This window comes from Lacinutrix sp. Bg11-31, from assembly GCF_002831665.1.
GTDB lineage: Bacteria > Bacteroidota > Bacteroidia > Flavobacteriales > Flavobacteriaceae > Lacinutrix.
Map to the genome: position 1 here is coordinate 1,012,598 of NZ_CP025118.1, position 20,100 is coordinate 1,032,697.

14 protein-coding genes are annotated in these 20,100 nt (G+C 31.2%); 13 read left to right on the plus strand and 1 reads right to left on the minus strand.

The genetic code is table 11. The features are described 5' to 3' along the window. Positions 1-22 precede the first annotated feature (22 nt). On the minus strand, positions 23-187 hold the full coding sequence (locus CW733_RS16405; RefSeq protein ID WP_157811537.1) for a Lacal_2735 family protein: 165 nt from the start codon (positions 185-187) through the stop codon (positions 23-25). Positions 188-899: 712 nt separating this feature from the next. On the opposite strand from CW733_RS16405, the gene CW733_RS04645 reads away from it, so the two are divergent. The 13 genes from CW733_RS04645 to CW733_RS04705 all read left to right on the plus strand — a co-directional run bounded on the left by CW733_RS04645 (position 900) and on the right by CW733_RS04705 (position 20,099). Next, positions 900-1,499: a DUF6642 family protein gene (locus CW733_RS04645; RefSeq protein ID WP_100996086.1), complete on the plus strand. Its 600-nt coding sequence runs from the start codon at positions 900-902 to the stop codon at positions 1,497-1,499. Positions 1,500-1,790: 291 nt separating this feature from the next. Next, the gene (locus tag CW733_RS04650) at positions 1,791-3,065 is read left to right on the plus strand and encodes a zinc-dependent metalloprotease (RefSeq protein WP_100996087.1); all 1,275 of its coding nucleotides are present in this window, start codon (positions 1,791-1,793) and stop codon (positions 3,063-3,065) included. Positions 3,066-3,958: 893 nt separating this feature from the next. Then, positions 3,959-4,618 carry a hypothetical protein gene (locus tag CW733_RS04655; RefSeq protein ID WP_100996088.1) on the plus strand — a complete coding sequence of 220 codons (660 nt, stop codon included), beginning with the start codon at positions 3,959-3,961 and terminating at the stop codon, positions 4,616-4,618. A 149-nt stretch (positions 4,619-4,767) separates the two neighbouring features. Continuing rightward, the gene (locus tag CW733_RS04660) at positions 4,768-5,454 is read left to right on the plus strand and encodes a hypothetical protein (RefSeq protein ID WP_100996089.1); all 687 of its coding nucleotides are present in this window, start codon (positions 4,768-4,770) and stop codon (positions 5,452-5,454) included. 42 nt (positions 5,455-5,496) lie between these two features. Next, positions 5,497-7,425 carry a prenyltransferase/squalene oxidase repeat-containing protein gene (locus CW733_RS04665; RefSeq protein ID WP_100996090.1) on the plus strand — a complete coding sequence of 643 codons (1,929 nt, stop codon included), beginning with the start codon at positions 5,497-5,499 and terminating at the stop codon, positions 7,423-7,425. A gap of 74 nt (positions 7,426-7,499) precedes the next feature. Then, the gene (locus tag CW733_RS04670) at positions 7,500-8,330 is read left to right on the plus strand and encodes a phytanoyl-CoA dioxygenase family protein (RefSeq protein ID WP_100996091.1); all 831 of its coding nucleotides are present in this window, start codon (positions 7,500-7,502) and stop codon (positions 8,328-8,330) included. A gap of 122 nt (positions 8,331-8,452) precedes the next feature. Then, positions 8,453-9,640, plus strand: a complete 1,188-nt coding sequence (locus CW733_RS04675; protein ID WP_100996092.1) for a cytochrome P450 — start codon at positions 8,453-8,455, stop codon at positions 9,638-9,640. Continuing rightward, on the plus strand, positions 9,627-10,370 hold the full coding sequence (locus CW733_RS04680; RefSeq protein ID WP_157811538.1) for a class I SAM-dependent methyltransferase: 744 nt from the start codon (positions 9,627-9,629) through the stop codon (positions 10,368-10,370). The genes CW733_RS04675 and CW733_RS04680 overlap by 14 nt, the downstream gene beginning before the upstream one ends. A gap of 267 nt (positions 10,371-10,637) precedes the next feature. Next, positions 10,638-10,931 carry a hypothetical protein gene (locus CW733_RS04685; protein ID WP_100996094.1) on the plus strand — a complete coding sequence of 98 codons (294 nt, stop codon included), beginning with the start codon at positions 10,638-10,640 and terminating at the stop codon, positions 10,929-10,931. Positions 10,932-12,138: 1,207 nt separating this feature from the next. Continuing rightward, positions 12,139-12,552: a hypothetical protein gene (locus tag CW733_RS04690; protein ID WP_100996095.1), complete on the plus strand. Its 414-nt coding sequence runs from the start codon at positions 12,139-12,141 to the stop codon at positions 12,550-12,552. 109 nt (positions 12,553-12,661) lie between these two features. Continuing rightward, positions 12,662-16,390, plus strand: coding sequence for an efflux RND transporter permease subunit (locus CW733_RS04695; protein ID WP_100996096.1), 3,729 nt, complete (start codon positions 12,662-12,664; stop codon positions 16,388-16,390). Beyond that, the gene (locus CW733_RS04700) at positions 16,387-17,604 is read left to right on the plus strand and encodes a TolC family protein (RefSeq protein ID WP_100996097.1); all 1,218 of its coding nucleotides are present in this window, start codon (positions 16,387-16,389) and stop codon (positions 17,602-17,604) included. The genes CW733_RS04695 and CW733_RS04700 overlap by 4 nt, the downstream gene beginning before the upstream one ends. 2 nt (positions 17,605-17,606) lie before the next feature. Then, entirely contained in the window at positions 17,607-20,099 is a 2,493-nt protein-coding gene (locus tag CW733_RS04705) for a heavy metal translocating P-type ATPase (RefSeq protein ID WP_100996098.1), read from the plus strand. Position 20,100: the final 1 nt, after the last annotated feature.

Consider the following 20,100-nt stretch of genomic DNA (forward strand, 5'->3'; position numbering starts at 1 on the left):
ACGTTTACTAATGTTATTTTTCTTATTTTAGCTTCTCTATTTTTTTCATAAGCTCTTCAGCTTCAAATACCTTTTGATCGCTTAGTTTTCTATTAGTTGAAGAAAGACTATGTGCTTCTTTAGTAAGTTTTTGATATTGTTCATACAACTTATCTTTTTCTGATTTCTTTTTAAATAATCCAAACATAATAGTAAGTTTTATATGGTGTTTTAATAATAAAATATAAAGCAAAAATACAAAATGTTTAACGTTTAATAGTTAATATTAAACAAAATAAAAAAATTAAATTATGAATTTAATGGAATACTCTTGCCAGAAAAGACGATAGGAGCGGAGTAGAAATGTATATATAATGTAAATATTCAGTTAACCTCTGTTTTATTTATTAATATTACCACTACTGTTGATGGTATTAATATTAGTGTAAACTTAATACTAATAACAATTACAGGCTTTAATTTGGTGTTGGAGGTTTATTATATGCAAATATTTAATAACTACTATTTAGCCACTTTTAAGTTCTGTCGAATATTTACTTCCTATTTTTATTATAAACACTGCTCTTTCTTTTTCTAGTAATCAACAAGAAATAGAGCTTTTAGAAATCGAAAAAAAAGTGCTAAAGCATTTACAGTTTATACTGCTACAGCTGCGGCTTTTTGAAGGCATCAAAATTTTAATTATGTTAATTTGAATCTAGAAATGAAAGACCATTATTTACAAATGAAAAACTTGGCATATTTTGCTTTGGGTTTGGCAGATGGAAGTTTGTTTGAAGATTAAGTTAATTACAATTATTTTCATGAATTAGTCTCCATGTGTTTTATACAAAATCATTAAAAAGAATAAAAGATTTATAGTAGTTTTGTGATTTATAACTATCCATAAATTCTGAAATTTGTTAGATAAAAGACAACAATTACCACAAGAACAATTAATAGATACAGATTATTTTATTTACTGTTTAGAAGCGGTTGAAGATATAGAAATAGATACCGTTACCGAAGCACAACAAAAACTAGAACAATTATCCATGCAATATGGTGTAGCCAGTATTTATAATACATGCGACACTATTGAAGGATTAGAATCTAACTTAAATGCATTGGCTTTAGATGACCATAATTTTAAAGACTACGAAATAATTTACTTGGTTATTACAGGTGAAGCAAATAGTATTTGCTTAAACGATTACTACTATAGTTTACAAGAAATTGCAGAAATTTTTGAAGGACGATTACAAGGTAAGATTCTACATTTTTCGAATGCAAAAGTTTTAGACTTAGACGAAGAAGAAGCACAATATTTTTTGGATGTTACTGGTGCAAAAGGCGTTTCTGGTTACGGTAATGAAAGAATTGGAATAACTAGCTCAAATCTTGATATAGTATTCTTTAATTTATTTACCGAAGATGATAATATGTTAAATGTTGTGGAAGAGTTGCATCAAAAACATTACAAAATGTGTAAACTACTTGATTTTAGATTGTACTATTAAACTGAGGATTATATCTAATTGGCACTATAATGTATCGCGTTATGTAACCAGAATCTTGGTTAAAAGCGAAAGGTTCTTCTTCAGTTTCTTAAAAAAATTATTCTAAAATGTTTCTTTACTATGTTAATGGAACACTCTTTTTGCTTAGCGACGATTGGAGAAAAGTGAAATGTGCTTGGAATGGCATTAAAAATCAGACATTCAAATAAAAGCACAAAAAGTGTAATTCCCTTTATTTAATATTAACATTATTTTTATAAAATAGGAAAATTCACTATCTTAATAAGAAAAATGAAATCAACTACAATATTCTTAGTTCTAATAACACTTATAGTATCATTAAGTATTACAGCCCAAAATTCAAGTTTAGATTGTAATGCTTCAGAAGTTAATGATATATATTTTCAACAACACCCAAAATCTTTAAATGAATACAAACAGTTTAATGAGTATTCAAAAAAATTTATTAATAACCTAAAACAGAATAAATTATCACGCACAACTTCGTATGTAATTCCTGTTGTTGTGCATGTTTATGGAGAAGTTCAAGGTGGACTACCAGTAGATTATCAAACAATAGTAAATACTATAGCACAAGTAAATGAAGAATTTCAAGGTTTAAATACAGATTATAATACAGTTGATGCTTATTTTATGGGAATTAGAGGTTCTTTAGATATAGAATTTAAACTAGCAACACTAGATCCGGATGGAAATTGTACAGATGGTGTTGTTTTTCATTCTGTAGCATCAGGGCAAGCAAACTATAATAGCACTATCGTTCCAAACGATGCTTGGGACAACTATAAGTATATGAATATTTATATTACTAATGATCTCTATGCAAATGGATATCTCTTTTACAATGGTGTAGCATGGTATCCAAGTACACAAATGTCAGATGACAATATAGCTAGAGTTGTATATAATGGAATTTATTTAACAGGTAATACAGATAGTGAAACCGCTTCTATATTAACACATGAGATTGGCCATTTTTTTAATTTAATCCATACTCATGAAGGAGACTGTGGAAATTTAGATCAAGTAATGGATACTCCTGCGGAAATACTATATTCTGATATACAAAATTTTTGCTCTCAAAACGTTCAATGCGGTAATAATGTTAATTATGAAAATTATATGGGCTATAAAGCCTATTATGGTGGTTGCTATAAAATGTTTACTCAAGGTCAAATTAATAGAGTTATAGCGGCATTAAATCATCCTACAAGACAACCATTATGGCAACCTTCAAATTTAATAGCAACTGGTGTAAATATTGACTGCAATTTAAGTGTTATTGATTTTACACTAGAAAATAAAGTGATTATTTACCCAAATCCAACAAATGATTCTTTCAATATCATGAGTAATGCTTTTAATGGTGAAGATATTCTTATAAATATATATACCATATTAGGGCAAAAAGTATATCAAAAAGAATATAAAAATGCAGAGAGTAGTTTAACTATTGAAAATTCAATTAAATCATCAGGATATTATATAGTAAAAGTGATATTAAAAAATGGGAAGCAAATTAATATTCCGCTAATAAAAAAATAATTTTCAAACGGATTTTTATGTTAGCAATTTTATTTAAAATTTTTATAGTTTAATTAAAAAGCTAAATTAATTACCCAAGTACAAACGTTTGTTATGAAAACAACACATACTGGAATATTTTACATAATACTGCATTATAGCTATCAAATGGATAAACTACTCTTATTAACTAAACAATACATTTGCACTATAATGTTATGTTACTTCGCTTTGGCTAAAAGCGAGCGACATAAACCAAATAATTATTTCTTTTTTTCTTTTCTAAATTTTATTTAAAAAAGTAATTGAATACGCTTTGCCCGAAACGACAATAGGAGTGAAGTGGGAATGTGTAAGGAATGTGGTTATTTCCTACCTATTGAATAATTAATTATCTTTTTAAAATCTATAATCTCATTTTTTTAATTTCTCATTTGCATTTTCAATCAATTCATTTTAAAGTCTTTTTTTTCTCTTTTTTATTCAAAATAGATGAAGCTATTTATTTGATAAGAATATAAAAATGTAATGCTTCTTTAGGTCTTTTGCTTCTAAAAAAGAGTATAAAATCAGGTATTTATACTCTATTTCATCTTTTTAATTATACTTAATTTGAGCTATCTTAAATGAAAGCTTTCAATTTTATATTATAATAAGAATAACTAAAGGTTTAAGATGTTTTTTATAACTATTAATACATTAAAATGAGTGATTTAAGTACAGCATCAACTTAGTATAGAGGAATCCGAAACATGTTCACAAAAACAGATATAGATTATATGTCACCACATGAGATTCTATTAAATAATTATTTTCAAATTTATAGTAAGAATTCACTATTTTTTTGTTTTAAAATATACGGAGAAAGCTGAAAATCCATTAAAGAGTAGGCGAAAATTAATAATTGTAAAGTTATGAATGAATTTAATTCTCTTCTTAAGAAGTCAGATTTAAAAGATTTTTCTAATCTATTTGAAGAAAGTAAAATGGCAACTTTAAAACAATCGTCAAGTTTACTAACTGAAAGAAAAAGCCTTTTCAATATAAAGCAAGTAGGTAGCGATTTACTAATTTCTGTTGGTGAAACAGTAGTAATTGGTGAAGAAAAGAATATGAGTATGAGTCTAGAACCGCAAATTATTTCTACTAAAAGTGTTGACAAATTCAAACAATGGATTGGAAGAAGCAATAAATATGCGGATAATTATCCTTGGAAAATGCCTTCTAAAGCTTGGAGTACTAAAAAATTCATAGCTTCATCAGAACTTAGTGCTACAGAAGTTTCAGATATAGAAAAAGCAGGTTGGATTTATTTATTTAATGATGCTAACAAAGTAGCTGACTACAAAAATGCTATTGAGCAATTCCGTGGAACTTTTGAAGCTTCACTATATAATTTCCGTAGAATCATCATTCAACCAGGAGGAAAACTTATTCTAAAAGGTAACCCAGCAGTATTGTTAATTGAAGAAATGAAAATTCTGGGAAACGGACAATTTGAAACACGTGCAATTTGTCACGCTTCAATAGGAAGTCTTACAAAGACTGAGCAAGCTATATTTATTAACAATTAAACGATAGTTATGCCAATAACCTTTAATAAATAGGATCTTATTTCTATTGTATTCAATGATCTTGAAATTAAAGGAATACAAATTTACGCTCAAAATTATAGCGCAAGTAACGATCAAAATAGTAACAAAAACTAATTAAATTATTTATTATGTCAAAAAATAGTAAAACAGATTCCAAAAATATAGTAGTAGTAGGAAGAGCAGGAGCTAACGGAGCTAACGGACCTGATGGAGGTTTAGGAGTTGATGGAGCTTCTGGAAGAAATGCTCATTGTAATTGGGCATCAGGTTGTGACCAATCTACGGTGGGTAGTTCAGGAGGTTCTGGATTACATGGAGCCGCAGGACAAAATGGCGAAGATGGCCAAGCAGCAAGACCAGCAACCTTTAATATTGGAGAATTAACAGGAAATATAGAAGTTTATAGCGCTGGCGGTAACGGCGGTAACGGCGGTAACGGCGGAAGCGGTGGAAACGGTGGAAAAGGTGGAAACGGCGGAAACGGTGATTCTGATGGAGCTTATAGAGCAGATGGATCTCCTGGTGGAAACGGAGGCAATGGTGCCAATGGCGGAAATGGTGGTAACGGTGGAAATTGTGGTAATGGAACCACAGTCAACATTACTTACAAAAAATCCGATCAGTATAGTGTTACAGGAAAAACAGCTAAATCAGCTGTTGGAGCTGGTGGAGTTGGTGGAAACGGTGGAAACGGTGGAAACGGTGGAAGTGGAAAATCAAGTGGTAGCACAGGTCAGTCAGGGATGGCTGGAGCAGTTGGTGAAAGTGGTACTATTCAAGGTACTGTGAGTATTATTCATATTGTTGCTGACTAATAGGTTGAAAAGACAATTAGGAAAGAACAATTATATTTTATAATGAAAGAAATATTAAGTCTAGGGAATGAGGTAAATACGTTATTAAATTTAGCTCATTCCTATTCTGAGAATACGAAAGAAATCAATCTTTTAGGTGAAACTTTATTGAATTTTGACAAAAAATCCAAACGTCTTGGAGGAGTTTCAGAACTCAATAATGATGGATCACCCTTACAATTATGTTTATCTTCTAATGCTAAAAAAGTGAAGATGAGACTCATTGCTGATCCCGCATGCGAAATTTTTCAGCCTAAACTTAGAATTGCTGCTAGTAAAAAAATCTTAGAAGAGACATTAGTTCAGACAAAAACTACTTCATTAAAAGCATACTGTGATTATTTATTTCATGAAGTCTTACATTGTGATACAGTTTCTCAACTCAATGATTTCTACAGAGGAGCTTGTTGGATTGGTGCTTCACCAGATCAACCAGGAATTGCTTTATATTTAGATACTAAACCTTTAGGAATTAAAGGTGGATGGGATATGTCAGAGAAATGGTTAGTTAAAGTACTTCCAGATACAAGTGAAAGTCTAAAGATTGTCCAAATTCTTAGGAAATATGCGGTAACTGCTAGTATTGGATTGGAAGCTCTTACGCCACAATTAGGAAGAGCAAAAATTTATTTTAGGCTAACAGCACCAACACTCTTACGCAATTTGGGAACTAATCCACTGAATACTCCACAAATAAACAATTTCCTTACAAAAGTGATCTCAAATCAATCCATGAGCTTATCTGGAACGGTATTTAGCATTGGGTTTGATTTAAGTACAGGAGATTTAGAAGATGCAAAAATTGATTTATGTGGACATTGTATCACAAAATCAAATGCTGAATGGATAAATGTAATAAATGAGCTAACAAAAGAAAACGGGTTACAAAAAATAAATATTGAAAAATCTTTATTGGATAACAAAAACGAAGTTGCTTTTTTAGGCATGGGAGTTTCTTCTTCTAATGCAACAAGAATCAATGTATACCTGAAACCTAAATGGCCTATAAACTTTGAATCTAGTTCAGCTAATTTTAACGATTATATTCAGACAAAACTTCAAAGAGCTATTCAGTATTTAATTCATATCCAGAATGAAAATGGATCATGGGGAGATTACTATTTACCAGTTGGAACATCTATAGGTTGGATAACAGCTTATGTTGGCTATGCGCTGGCTGAGATTGGACATATCTCTGGGTTTGAAAAAGCTATGGAGGCTGCAAATAAAGCAGCCGATTGGCTAGAAAACGATAGAGATTATGAAAAAGGTTGGGGATATAATTTAACAACTGGAGCTGATGCTGATTCTACTGCTTGGACACTTAGATTGTTAAAACTATTAAAAAGGCCTACTCACTCAAAAGATGAAGAATTTTTAATGTCATACTGGAAGTCATCAGGAGGTTTTTCAACATATACAGAACCAGAACATTGGGCAGATGCGCATCCTTGCGTTACTCCAATATCATATATGGCATTATCAACAAAAAATCAAGAACAACTATATCCTGAACTCATTCAATACCTAAAGAGCATAGCTCCAACTAATGGGCAATGGCGAAGTTATTGGTGGAAAAATCATCTCTATAGCACGTATCATTATTTAGAATTATTTAAAAAATTAGAATTGTCAGAAGATGAATTCTATAAAAATATTGAGTACCCATCTAATGGAGCCACTGTATTTGAACAAGCTCTAATAATTGGAAGTAAGCAACTTCGAAATATGGATACCACTGCTGAGATTATGAATTTATTAAATACACAACTACTTGATGGTAGATTTCCTGGCGGTTTTAATCTTAGAGTGACGGATCCGTCTTGTGAAAAACCATGGGAAAACCCTAAAGGAAAGTTATATTGTGATTATGCTAGTACTATCACAACAGCAACAGTGATTAAAGTGCTAAAACAAATGATTTATGACTAAAAAAACGTTCCGTACGAACGAGACTCTTGTGTGGTTCAATCTAATTCGATCAATTTTAATATAAATTTAGAAATATGAAACATAATACTAATTGGGATATTTTTCATGATGAGACTATGAACTTTGAATTTGCAGCTCAAGGATTTCAACTACTTACCATTGATAATTTTGATGTTTTGGATGAATTATTAGCAGTATATAATGAAATCTCTTTAAATTATCAAGTTGGATTTACGGCAACTCTTTTAGTTCCAGACCATTCACATCGAAAATTAGTACATGAAAAAGTATCTAGCATTTTAGCAGCTACCATAAAACGTTATTTTAAATCATACCGGCAAATGTGTTGTGGATATGCGGTAAAAAAAGCAAATGATGTCAATAGTTATATGCCATTGCATCAAGATATTTCTATGGTAAAACCTAAAGGCAGACCTGGCTTAAGTTTTTGGTTTCCGTTGGCCTGTACTGACGAAAATAATGGAAACCTTCAACTTGTACCCAAAAGCCATCTGTTTTATAGACATGAAAGAGCCGCAGGAACACCATTTCCTTTAATAGAAAAAGAAGAAAAACTTAGAGAACATTATTTAAAAGCAATACCCACAAAAAAAGGGCAAGCTATAGTGTTTGACCAGACTTTATTTCATGCATCTCCTCCAAATATGAGTAAAGAAAATAGAGTAGTAGCCACAAGCGTTTTACTACCAGAAGAAAAACCTACGTTCTATTATCACAGAAAATTTGAAACAGATCCAGTAGAACTTAAGGCATATAAGGTTGCTGATGATTTTTATTTTAGTCATCAACTAGGAACTACTCCTAAAAATATACAAGCAATCGAAAATTTAAAAGAACATGCACCAAAAAAAGATACTTCTCTTTTTCCTAAACTGATGATTTAAAGAGACTCAGTAAAAATAGTTACGGAATATGAATTATTTGAATCAAGAATCATAAAAGCTTCAATAGTATCTTAGTATATTCAAAAACAGAAAAAATTACTTCAGTTGATTATTAATAGCTTATGACAAAAACAGCACATACATTTTCGATTGGCATGAAAAATCCATATCCTGCATACAAAAGGATGCAGGAGCAAGAATCTGTATATCAATTACCATCAGGTCAATGGATTATTTTTGATTATAAAAATGCGCATGAATTGTTACAAAGTCCAAAATGTTTGCATTGGGGACAAGATAAACGGATTTTTGGAAACCTTCCTCCAATAGAAAAAGCAATCGCAACAACGTTGTATACACTATCTCCAGAAGGTGATCGGCCTTATAGAAAGCAAATTTTACATCAACTAGCAGGAAGAAGTTTAAAAATTGATGAAAAATCAATGCAAGCGTTGGCAGATGATTTACTGATGAATTTAAAAGGGAAAAGCAATATTGATATTATCAGTGATTTTGCACATCCTTTTACGTTTGGAACGATCTGTAGAATCATCGGAATTCCAGAAAATCAACGAGCAACATTTAGCAATCTAGTTGCAAAAATGGACAACGGTTATTTATCTTGTATTGATATCGAAACGGGAAAACAAACAAAAGAAGGCGCCGCTTTTATTCAACAATTAAAAGAACTCATCAAACTAAAGAAAAACGAATTGGGCAATGATCTTTGTTCAGTTTTGTTAGAAAATAGTCATCAAGAACCCGATCAGGAAGCTTTTTTGATCTCCATGCTGATTTTACTGTTTTATGCAGGTCACCAAAATATGATGAACTTTTTTGGGAATTCACTTTTAACACTGCATGATCATCCAAAAACGCAGCAAGAACTTAGAGAACATCCGAAGTTACTAAACAAAGGAGTTGATGAACTTATTCGGTATGATAGTCCGCTTCAATATATTATGCTAATTGCGAAAGAAAATATTAAGATTGATGATAAACATATCTCAGCAGGAAGTCAATTGTTAGTATCAGTAGGCGCAGCAAATAGAGATGCTTCCGTTTTTGAAAACCCTGAGCAACTCATATTAGACAGGGAATATAAACATTTAGGCTATGGAGTAGGAGCTTTTCGTTGTATTGGAGCTAGATTGGCACAATTACAAGCGTCTACAGGATTAAATAGTTGGTTAAAACATGTAGCAGCATACAATCCTAAGTTAGATGAAATTTCTTGGAGAATGCATCCTTTTGTACAAAGAGGTCCGGCTTCTATACCTGTAAAAATTGATTGGAATGACAACAGCTAAAAATTATTTTATTAATAACTATGATGATATGATTCTTTCTCCAGTGATGAGAGAATTGTACAATGATAGTGCTTTTTATAATGTAGGCTATTGGGAACATTCAAATATGTTACTCAAAGAAGCATGTCAGGCTTTAATGGAAAAACATTTAGATTTGATCAATCTTACAACAGCGCCAATAACGATCTTAGATGTCGGTTGTGGTTTGGGAGCAACTACAAACGCCATTCAAAGAAAGTTTCCCAATGCAAAAGTTACGGGAATAAATATTTCTTCTAGACAAATTTCCTATGCGCAACAACAGTATCCTAATTGCTATTTTAAAGTGATGGATGCTGCACAACTTTCTTTTCCTGAAAATCATTTTGATTTGATTATTTCTGTAGAAGCAGTATTTCATTTTCATACGAGAGAAACTTTTTTAGCAGAAGCATATAAAGTCTTAAAAAAAGGAGGAGAATTTATTTTCTCAGACGTACTCTTGTATGATTCCCATTGGGTAGGCAATTGGTCGGTTCCTAAAGAAAATATGTTGACTTCTTTAGAATCGTATCAAAACCTAATTTTAAGAACTTCCTTTCAATTGGATTTATTACAAAACATTACCAAAGAATCTTGGATGGGTTTTTGTAAACACATTCGAGACAAAAGGCAGATGAAAGATTTGGCAGAAGGGTTAGAACAATCTATAATTGCATATTTATTGTTAAGATTAAAAAAACCTAACTAACTGTATCACAATGTTCTGCGTGGCGCCTGTGCAGAGCTCGACTCGGTATTAATTTGCTTTGGTAAAAGCGAGATTATTACTTCAACTTTTTTTGTTTTTTTTCTTCTCAAATCTTTATTTAAAAATTTAATGGAATACGCTTTTTACGAAACGACGATAGGAGAGAACCAAAAGAGCTGATGTACATTCCCAATTAGAAAGACTTATTGCTGAACAATTTCCTAGTTAGTAATTGTCATTATATTTTTTTTAGATAAAATTAAAAAAATGAATTCTATAAATAAAAGTATATTAGAATTTATGAAGTCAGAGCCTATAAAAGCTCAAATTAAATTTTATGAAAGAGAAAATGGGAGAGAAGGAGTAGATTTTTTAATCGGAGAAAACCAATTATATCTGCAATCCATAGATTTAGACACTTCAACAAAGAAGTATAAAAATAAAAAAACAAGATTTAGGAGAATTAAAAGACAACTTGTTTGTTGTTTTAGTTTTAATAATAGATCAAGAACCGAAGGTTTTTTATCTAATTCCATCAAAAGATTTATTGCAAGTAAATAGCAATATTTTCATAGAAAATAATGTTAGATTAATGCCCAGTTTATTAAATTAGGAAATTAATGTTTCTTCAAACACAATTCCAGAATTAGCAAAATATGCTTTAGAAAATATGACTAATAAACTTAAAGTTTAATTTATTATGTTAAATAGCGTAACAGGTTTTTACCCAGATGAAGCGTTGGCAAAAGGCCTAATATAAATTTGGTAAAACAATAGGTTAATGAGCGTGAGATATTTTAGAGAGTTAGCACAAAATACTATTGATAATCAAAAGATTAAAATATTTTAAAAGTTACTTTAATCATTATAATTTATTCTAAAATATAGCTATTGAGCCGTAATTGTTTCCAAATTTGTATGTGAGCCTTGATTTTTTTGTTTCTTTTTTTTATCAAGAAAAAAAGATAATAATTAACTATTAAAGCTAACAATTTCTAATTCCAGATCTAAATCTCATTAAACTCTAAAAGCCAAAAAATGATATACAAATGCTGTATTAGAACAAGTGCTTATAATTTTGTTTTTCTTAAAACTTAAGCTCTTATGGAATGACACGAGAATCGTGTAGAAAAAAATATCACCTATAAATACTCAATTACGAGAATTTTGATAACAACTAAAAACTAGCTTTTTTTTGGCGTTGGCAAGCGATGGATAATTGTATTTAAAAATAAATGCCATGAGTATTTAAATTTTTAAAAAGCAATCGAGCGTTTGGCAGCGGCTATTTTACATAATATAGAATTATAGCTACAAAACAATATATATGAAGTTTGTTCTAAATAGCTTTTAATGATGAATCATCCACTGAATAATCCCTAATTAAAAATGTATTATAATGTTCTGCGTTATTTAACTTTGCTTGGGCAAAGCAAAGTCTAATTATCTCTATTTTACATAAAAAAAACTCTATAAAAGTTTCTTATATACTGTAATGGAACACTCTTTTTATGAAGCGACGTAAGAGCGAAGTGAAATGTGTTATATTACTACAAAGCTTAATTGCATAAGTTGACTAGCAATTGATAATCCTATGAAAACGGAAAGTATTGGATAAAACCTAATAAGCATTTAAAGGATAAGATATGTAGGATAGCCTTTTTGATTTTAAAATAATGAAATTTGAAGGTTATAATAAACTTTTTTACTCTAAACTTATGTTAAACAAAATTTAGAGTTGTTAAAATTTCATACCTTTGGAATTAAGATGAAGCAAGTATCACATAAAATATTGTCAATTCTAATGGCTTTTGTAGTGTTATTCTCTACAATGTCCTTTACAATGAGCATGCATTATTGTGGAGGTACTTTAGTAGAAACTGCCATATTCCAAAAAGCAAAAGGCTGTGGTATGGAAATGCAAAAACCTTCTTCCGAAGGTTGTTCAATTAACAAGAAAAATTGTTGTGATGATAAGCAATTAATAGTTGATGGTCAGAACGAATTAAAATTACAAGTCGATAAAATTTCTTTTGAACAACAAGTATTTATAGCTTCATTTGTTTACACATATATTAACCTTTTTGAAGGTTTAAATGAAAATGTATCTTCGTTTGAAGAATACGAACCACCACTCATCATAAAAGAAATCTTCAAGATTGACGAGACTTACTTAATTTGATTTTTAAACAATAGACTGTTTTATCCTATAACTGTATTGTTATAAGGATAATTTGTTGTATTCGGTGTTTTCATAGCGCCAATGTCTAACTGTTTAATTATCAAACTATATGCTTAATAAAGCAATCAAATTTCTTATCGAGAATAAACTCGTTGCAGTGCTATTACTCGTCCTTTTTGTTGGATGGGGAACTGTCAACACACCTTTTAATTGGGAAACTGGATTTTTACCAAGTAATCCTGTAGCTGTAGATGCTATTCCAGATATTGGCGAGAACCAACAAATTGTTTTCACCAAATGGGATGGTCGTTCGCCACAAGATATTGAAGACCAAATCACGTATCCATTAACCACATCTTTACTTGGGATTCCTGGAGTAAAAACAATTCGTAGTTCATCAATGTTTGGGTTTTCGAGCATCTATATCATTTTTGAGGAAGATATTGAGTTTTACTGGAGTAGAAGTAGAATTTTAGAAAAACTAAACTCATTACCAAACGGATTATTACCCGAAAATGTAAATCCTGCATTGGGACCAGATGCCACAGGTTTAGGGCAAATATTTTGGTACACATTGGAAGGTCGTGATGAAAACGGAAAAGTAACTGGTGGTTGGGATTTACAGGAATTGCGAAGTATTCAAGATTACTATGTAAAATATTCGCTGTCAGCTGCAAGTGGTGTTTCTGAAGTGGCATCTATTGGCGGTTACGTACAAGAATATCAAGTAGATGTTAATCCAGAATTAATGCGTCAATATAATATAGGTTTAAACCAAGTTGTAAAAGCTGTAAAAGAAAGCAATAAAGACATTGGAGCGCAAACTTTAGAAATAAATCAAGCCGAATATTTAGTTCGTGGTTTAGGCTATGTAAAATCGATTGAAGATATCGAAAATGCTGTAGTAACTTCAGAAGATTATACTTCTATTAAAATTAAAGATATTGGTAAAGTATCAATAGGTCCTGCAACACGCAGAGGCTTATTAGATAAAGAAGGTGCAGAAGTTGTTGGTGGTGTTGTTGTTGCAAGATATGGTGCAAATCCTATGGAAGTGATTACAAATGTAAAAGCTAAAATAGACGAACTTAAAGGAGGATTACCAACAAAAGTATTAGCAGATGGACGCATATCTCAATTAACCGTTGTTCCTTTTTATGATCGTACCGAACTTATTGAAGAAACTTTAGACACACTTAACGAAGCATTAACACTAGAAATATTAATTACCATTCTGGTGATTATAATTATGGTTTTTAATTTAAGAGCTTCTATTTTAATTTCTGGATTACTACCTGTTGCAGTACTAATGGTTTTTGTCGCTATGAAACTGTTTAATGTAGATGCTAATATTGTAGCACTTTCTGGTATCGCTATTGCTATTGGAACTATGGTAGACGTAGGTGTTATACTTGCAGAAAATATGATAAGGCATCTGGATGATAACAATTTACGATTGCGTGAAGATGGCACAGAATACACTATAAATGAAGTGGTTTACAATGCAACTGCCGAAGTTTCTGGAGCAATTTTAACTGCTGTTTTAACTACAATTATAAGTTTTGTACCTGTGTTTACAATGATTGGAGCAGAAGGAAAACTATTTAGACCTTTAGCGTTTACAAAAACAATGGCATTATCAGCATCTTTAGTTATTGCCTTGTTTTTAATTCCACCATTTGCTGCGTATTTATTCCGAAAAACAACACTTAAAAATTCGTTTAGATATCTTTTAAATGGAGCTTTAATAGGTGTAGGAATTGTAATTGTGATAAGTGGTTATTGGTTAGGAACTATTTTAATAGCTTTCGGAATTACTGGATTATTAGGCGTTTTTGGAAAACTAGATACCAAAAAAATAAATCTAATAAATATTATTATTTCTTCGGTTGCAATTGTATTTCTACTTGCCGAATATTGGAGACCGTTAGGCTTTGATAGAAGTATTTTAATCAACTTAATTTTTGTATCTATTATTTGCTTCGGAATTTTAGGAATATTCACAATTTTTAGAAAATATTATGGTCAAATTTTAAAATGGGCTTTAGCAAATAAAGTATTGTTTTTAATAATTCCTGCAACCGTTCTTATTTCTGGAGCTTGGATTATGAATAATACAGGAAAAGAATTTATGCCATCTTTAAACGAAGGCTCTTTTCTATTAATGCCAACGTCTTTACCACATTCTGGTGTTGAAGAAAATAAACGTGTATTGCAACAATTAGATATGGCTGTTGCTACTATTCCAGAAATTGAAACTGTAGTAGGAAAAGCTGGTAGAACAGAATCTGCTTTAGATCCTGCACCTTTATCAATGTACGAAAATATGATTCAGTACAAATCTGAATATATGCGTAATTCAGAAGGAAAAAGACAACGCTACAAAGTAAATGACGATGGTTTATTCGAATTAAAAGATGAACGTTTTATTGCAAATCCTAACAATTCAGAAAACACAACGCTTACGAAACTTGAGCATTCTCAATTAATTATAGATAACGATGGTGAATTCTATAGAAACTGGCGACCAGAAATTAAAAATCCTGATGATATTTGGAATGAAATAGTAAGAGTCACCAAATTACCAGGAGTAACTTCTGCTCCAAAATTACAACCTATAGAAACCAGATTGGTAATGCTTCAAACAGGAATGCGCGCACCAATGGGAATAAAAGTAAAAGGACAAGATTTAAAACAAATTGAAGCTTTTGGTTTACAATTAGAAAGTCTTTTAAAACAAGCAGAAGGTGTTAAAGTGGAAGCAGTTTTTGCAGATAGAATTGTTGGTAAACCCTATTTGCTAATTGATATTGATAGAGAAAAAATAGCACGTTACGGCATATCTATTCAAGATGTACAAGATGTTTTAAAAGTCGCAATTGGCGGAATGCAATTAACTCAAACCGTTGAAGGAAGAGAACGTTATGGTATACGAGTGCGTTATCCAAGAGAGTTGCGTGGTAATCCAGAAGATATAAAAGACATCTATATTCCTGTTGAAAAAGGAAGTCCTATACCATTAAGCGAATTAGCAACTATTCGATATGAACAAGGTCCACAAGTTATAAAAAGTGAAGACACCTTTTTAGTAGGTTACGTGTTGTTTGATAAATTAGACGGATTTGCAGAAGTGGATGTAGTAGAAAATGCACAAGCTTTGTTTCAACAGAAAATAGATTCTGGCGAATTAATTGTTCCAAAAGGCATCAGTTATAAGTTTACAGGAACTTACGAAAACCAATTACGAGCAGAAAAAACATTGTCTGTTGTCGTTCCATTAGCACTTGCTATTATTTTCTTGATTCTGTATTTTCAGTTTAAATCTGTAACTACATCGTTAATGGTTTTTACAGGAATTACTGTTGCATTTGCAGGTGGTTTTATTATGATTTGGTTATATGGTCAAGATTGGTTTTTCAATTTTAGCTTCTTTGGTGAGAATATGCGAGACCTATTTAATATGAAAACCATCAATTTAAGTGTAGCAGTTTGGGTTGGTTTTATTGCACTATTTGGTATTGCTACAGATGATGGAGTAGTAATGGCAACCTACTTAACACAATCTTTTGATCGCGAAAAACCTTCAGATAAAAAAAGTATTAGAACCGCTGCTTTACATGCAGCAGAAAAACGCATTAGACCTTGTTTAATGACTACAGTAACTACTATTCTTGCCTTATTACCTGTATTAACATCCACAGGAAAAGGAAGTGATATTATGATTCCTATGGCAATTCCAATTTTTGGAGGAATGGTCATAGACATCACGTCTTACTTTATTGTTCCAGTTTTATATAGTTGGAGAGAAGAGTTTAAACTAAAAAGAAAAAACAAATGAAAAGAATAATTTTTATACTCATAAGTCTTTTAACTGTTGGTTTTTCTAATGCACAAGAATTAGAAATTTTCATTGATGAAGGATTAAACAATAATCCTGAAATTCAAAAATTCGAATTACAGTATAACATTGCTACTGAAAAAGTGAATGAAGTTAAGACACTACCAAATACTGAATTTGGTGTAGGTTATTTTATAAGTGAACCAGAAACCAGAACAGGAGCACAACGTTTTAAAGTATCAGCAAAACAAATGTTGCCTTGGTTTGGTACTATTACTTCACGCGAAAGTTATGTAAGTTCATTGGCAGATGCTAAATACGAAGACATTGTTATTGCAAAACGAAAAGTAATAGCTTCAATTTCTCAATCCTATTACAATTTGTATGCTAGTAAAGGAAAACAAGATGTACTAACAGAAAATATAAAACTTCTAAAAACCTACGAAACATTAGCACTAACATCTGTTGAAGTTGGTAAAGCATCAGCTGTAGATGTATTACGATTACAAATGCGTCAAAATGAAATGCAACAATTATTAGAGGTATTGAGCCAAGAATTTTTGGCTGAACAAACCACTTTTAATAAACTATTAAATCGAGACAAAACTATTGCAATAAATGTTATAAATGAATTGAATTTACCTTCGGAAGATTTTGAAATAACTTCTGAAAATTTAGCATTACATCCAGAATTGTTGAAATATGATAAACTTTATAGTTCCGTAGAACAATCCGAATTATTGAATCAAAAAGAAAGCAGTCCAATGATTGGTTTTGGACTAGATTATATAAGCGTTAACGAACGTCCTAATATGAATTTTAGTGACAACGGAAAGGATATCTTCATGCCAATGGTTTCGCTTTCAATTCCAATATTCAATAATAAATACAAATCGCAAACCAAGCAAAATGAGTTGCAACAAAAAGTAATTTTAGCTCAAAAGCAAGAACGCTTAAATATGTTAGAAACGCTTTTAGATAAAGCAGTAAACGAAAGAATTTCAGGAAGAATAAGTTATAATACTCAAACTAAAAACTTAAAACAAGCCAAAGATGCTGAAACCATTTTAATAAGAAGCTACGAAACAGGAACCATAGATTTTAATGATGTTTTAGATATTCAAGAACTACAATTAAAGTTTCAAATAAATCAAATAGAATCTATTAAAACCTACTATTTACAAACTACAATTATTAACTATTTAACACAGTAATAATGAAACACACATATCACATTCACGGAATGACCTGTAACGGTTGTCGTAATCACGTAGAAGAAACGCTTTCAAAAGTGAAAGGTGTTTTAAAAGCAACTGTTGATTTAGAAAAAGCAGAAGCAACTATCGAAATGGAATCACATATTGCATTAGAAACATTTCAAAAAGCGCTTAAAAATGATGGTGGACGATATAGTATTAATAATTTTGGAGAACAGCATCCTATCGACAGAAAAGAAGAAAAACCAATTGTTAAAGGAATAGGAACATTTTATTGCCCAATGCATTGCGAAGGCGAAAAAACTTATGATAAAGCTGGCGATTGTTCTGTTTGCGGAATGGATTTAGTGGAAGAACGAAATTTATCAACAGCTTTATCCAATCAATGGACGTGTTCTATGCACCCAGAAGTTATAAAAGACGAAGCTGGAGCTTGTCCAATTTGCGGAATGGATTTAGTGCCATTAGAAGCAGATATTTCAGCAGAAGATAAAACCTATAAAAAGCTATTAAAAAAGTTTTGGATTGCAGTCATTTTTACTGTTCCTATATTTTTAATCGCAATGTCTGAAATGTTAGAAAACAATCCATTGTATGCTGTTTTAGGGCAAAAGAATTGGAATTGGATTCAGTTCTCATTATCAATTCCTGTCGTCTTTTATGCAACTTGGATGTTCTTTAAGCGTGCTTGGACTTCCATAAAAACAATGAACCTTAATATGTTTACGCTTATTGGTATTGGTTCAGGAATAGCTTGGCTATTTAGTGTATTTGCAATGTTGTTTCCTGAGGTTTTTCCTGCGGATTTCAAAACTGCTGATGGTAATGTATTTGTGTATTTTGAAGCAACAACAGTTATTCTAACATTAGTTTTATTAGGTCAATTATTAGAAGCAAGAGCACACAGTCAAACAAGTGGAGCAATTAAGGAATTACTAAAATTAGTACCATCAACAGCAACTTTTGTTAATAATGGAGTAGATGAAGTCATTGCAATTGATAAGATTGAACAAGGGAATTTACTACGTGTTAAGCCTGGCGAGAAAATACCAGTCGATGGTAGTATTGTTGAAGGTTATAGTAATATTGATGAATCTATGATTACTGGAGAACCTATTCCAGTAGATAAAAATGTGGATGACAAAGTGAGTTCTGGAACCATAAACGGATCAAAATCATTTGTAATGAAAGCCGAAAAAGTAGGTTCAGAAACTTTACTTTCGCAAATTATTCATATGGTAAATAATGCCAGCCGTTCTAAAGCACCAATTCAAAAATTAGCTGATAGAATTTCTAAATATTTTGTCCCTATCGTTTTAATCCTTTCAGTAATCACATTTATTGCATGGGCAATTTTTGGTCCAGAACCTGCTTATGTGTTTGCCTTTGTAAATGCTATTGCAGTATTAATTATTGCGTGTCCTTGCGCATTAGGTTTGGCAACACCAATGTCTGTTATGGTTGGTGTTGGTAGAGCTGCACAATCTGGAGTTTTAATAAAAAATGCAGAAGCTTTAGAAAAAATGAATAAAGTGGATACGCTTATTGTTGATAAAACAGGAACAATTACGGAAGGAAAACCATCTGTAGAAAAAGTAATTTCTGTAAATAAAATAGAAGAAAAAAACTTACTTAAATACATATCATCTTTAAACCAATATAGCGAGCATCCTTTAGCAAAAGCAATCGTTAATTATGGGAAATCGAAAGAAATATCCATCACTAAAGTAAACGATTTTGAAGCAGTAGCAGGAAAAGGAGTTATTGGTACAGTGGATTCAAAAAAGATAACATTGGGTAATGCCAAACTGTTAGAACAGTTTTCTATTTCAATTTCAAAAGATTTAGCCAACAAAGTTGTAGCTGAACAAGAACAAGGTAAAACAGTTTCATATATAACTGTAGAAAATGAAGCAGTTGGTTATGTCACTATTTTTGATGCCATTAAAAAAACAAGTCAAAAAGCAATAACAGAATTGCAAAATAATGGCGTTGAAGTTATAATGCTAACAGGTGATAATAAGAATACTGCAAAAGCAGTAGCAGCACAATTAAACCTAAAGCATTACAAAGCAGAATGTCTTCCAGAAGATAAACTTAACGAAATTAAAACACTTCAAGAACAAGGTAAAGTGGTTGCAATGGCAGGCGATGGTATTAATGACGCACCTGCATTAGCTCAATCTGATGTTGGTATTGCAATGGGAACAGGAACTGATGTTGCCATAGAAAGTGCCTCAATAACTTTGGTGAAAGGCGATTTGCAAGGTATTGTAAAAGCGAAAAAATTAAGCCATAAAGTGGTAAAAAATATTCAACAGAATCTCTTTTTTGCATTCATCTATAATGTCTTAGGAGTTCCAATTGCAGCTGGTCTTTTATATCCTATTTTCGGATTATTACTCTCACCAATGATTGCTGCTTTGGCAATGAGTTTTAGTTCGGTATCCGTAATTGTAAATGCTTTAAGATTAAGAAATATTAAAATATAGA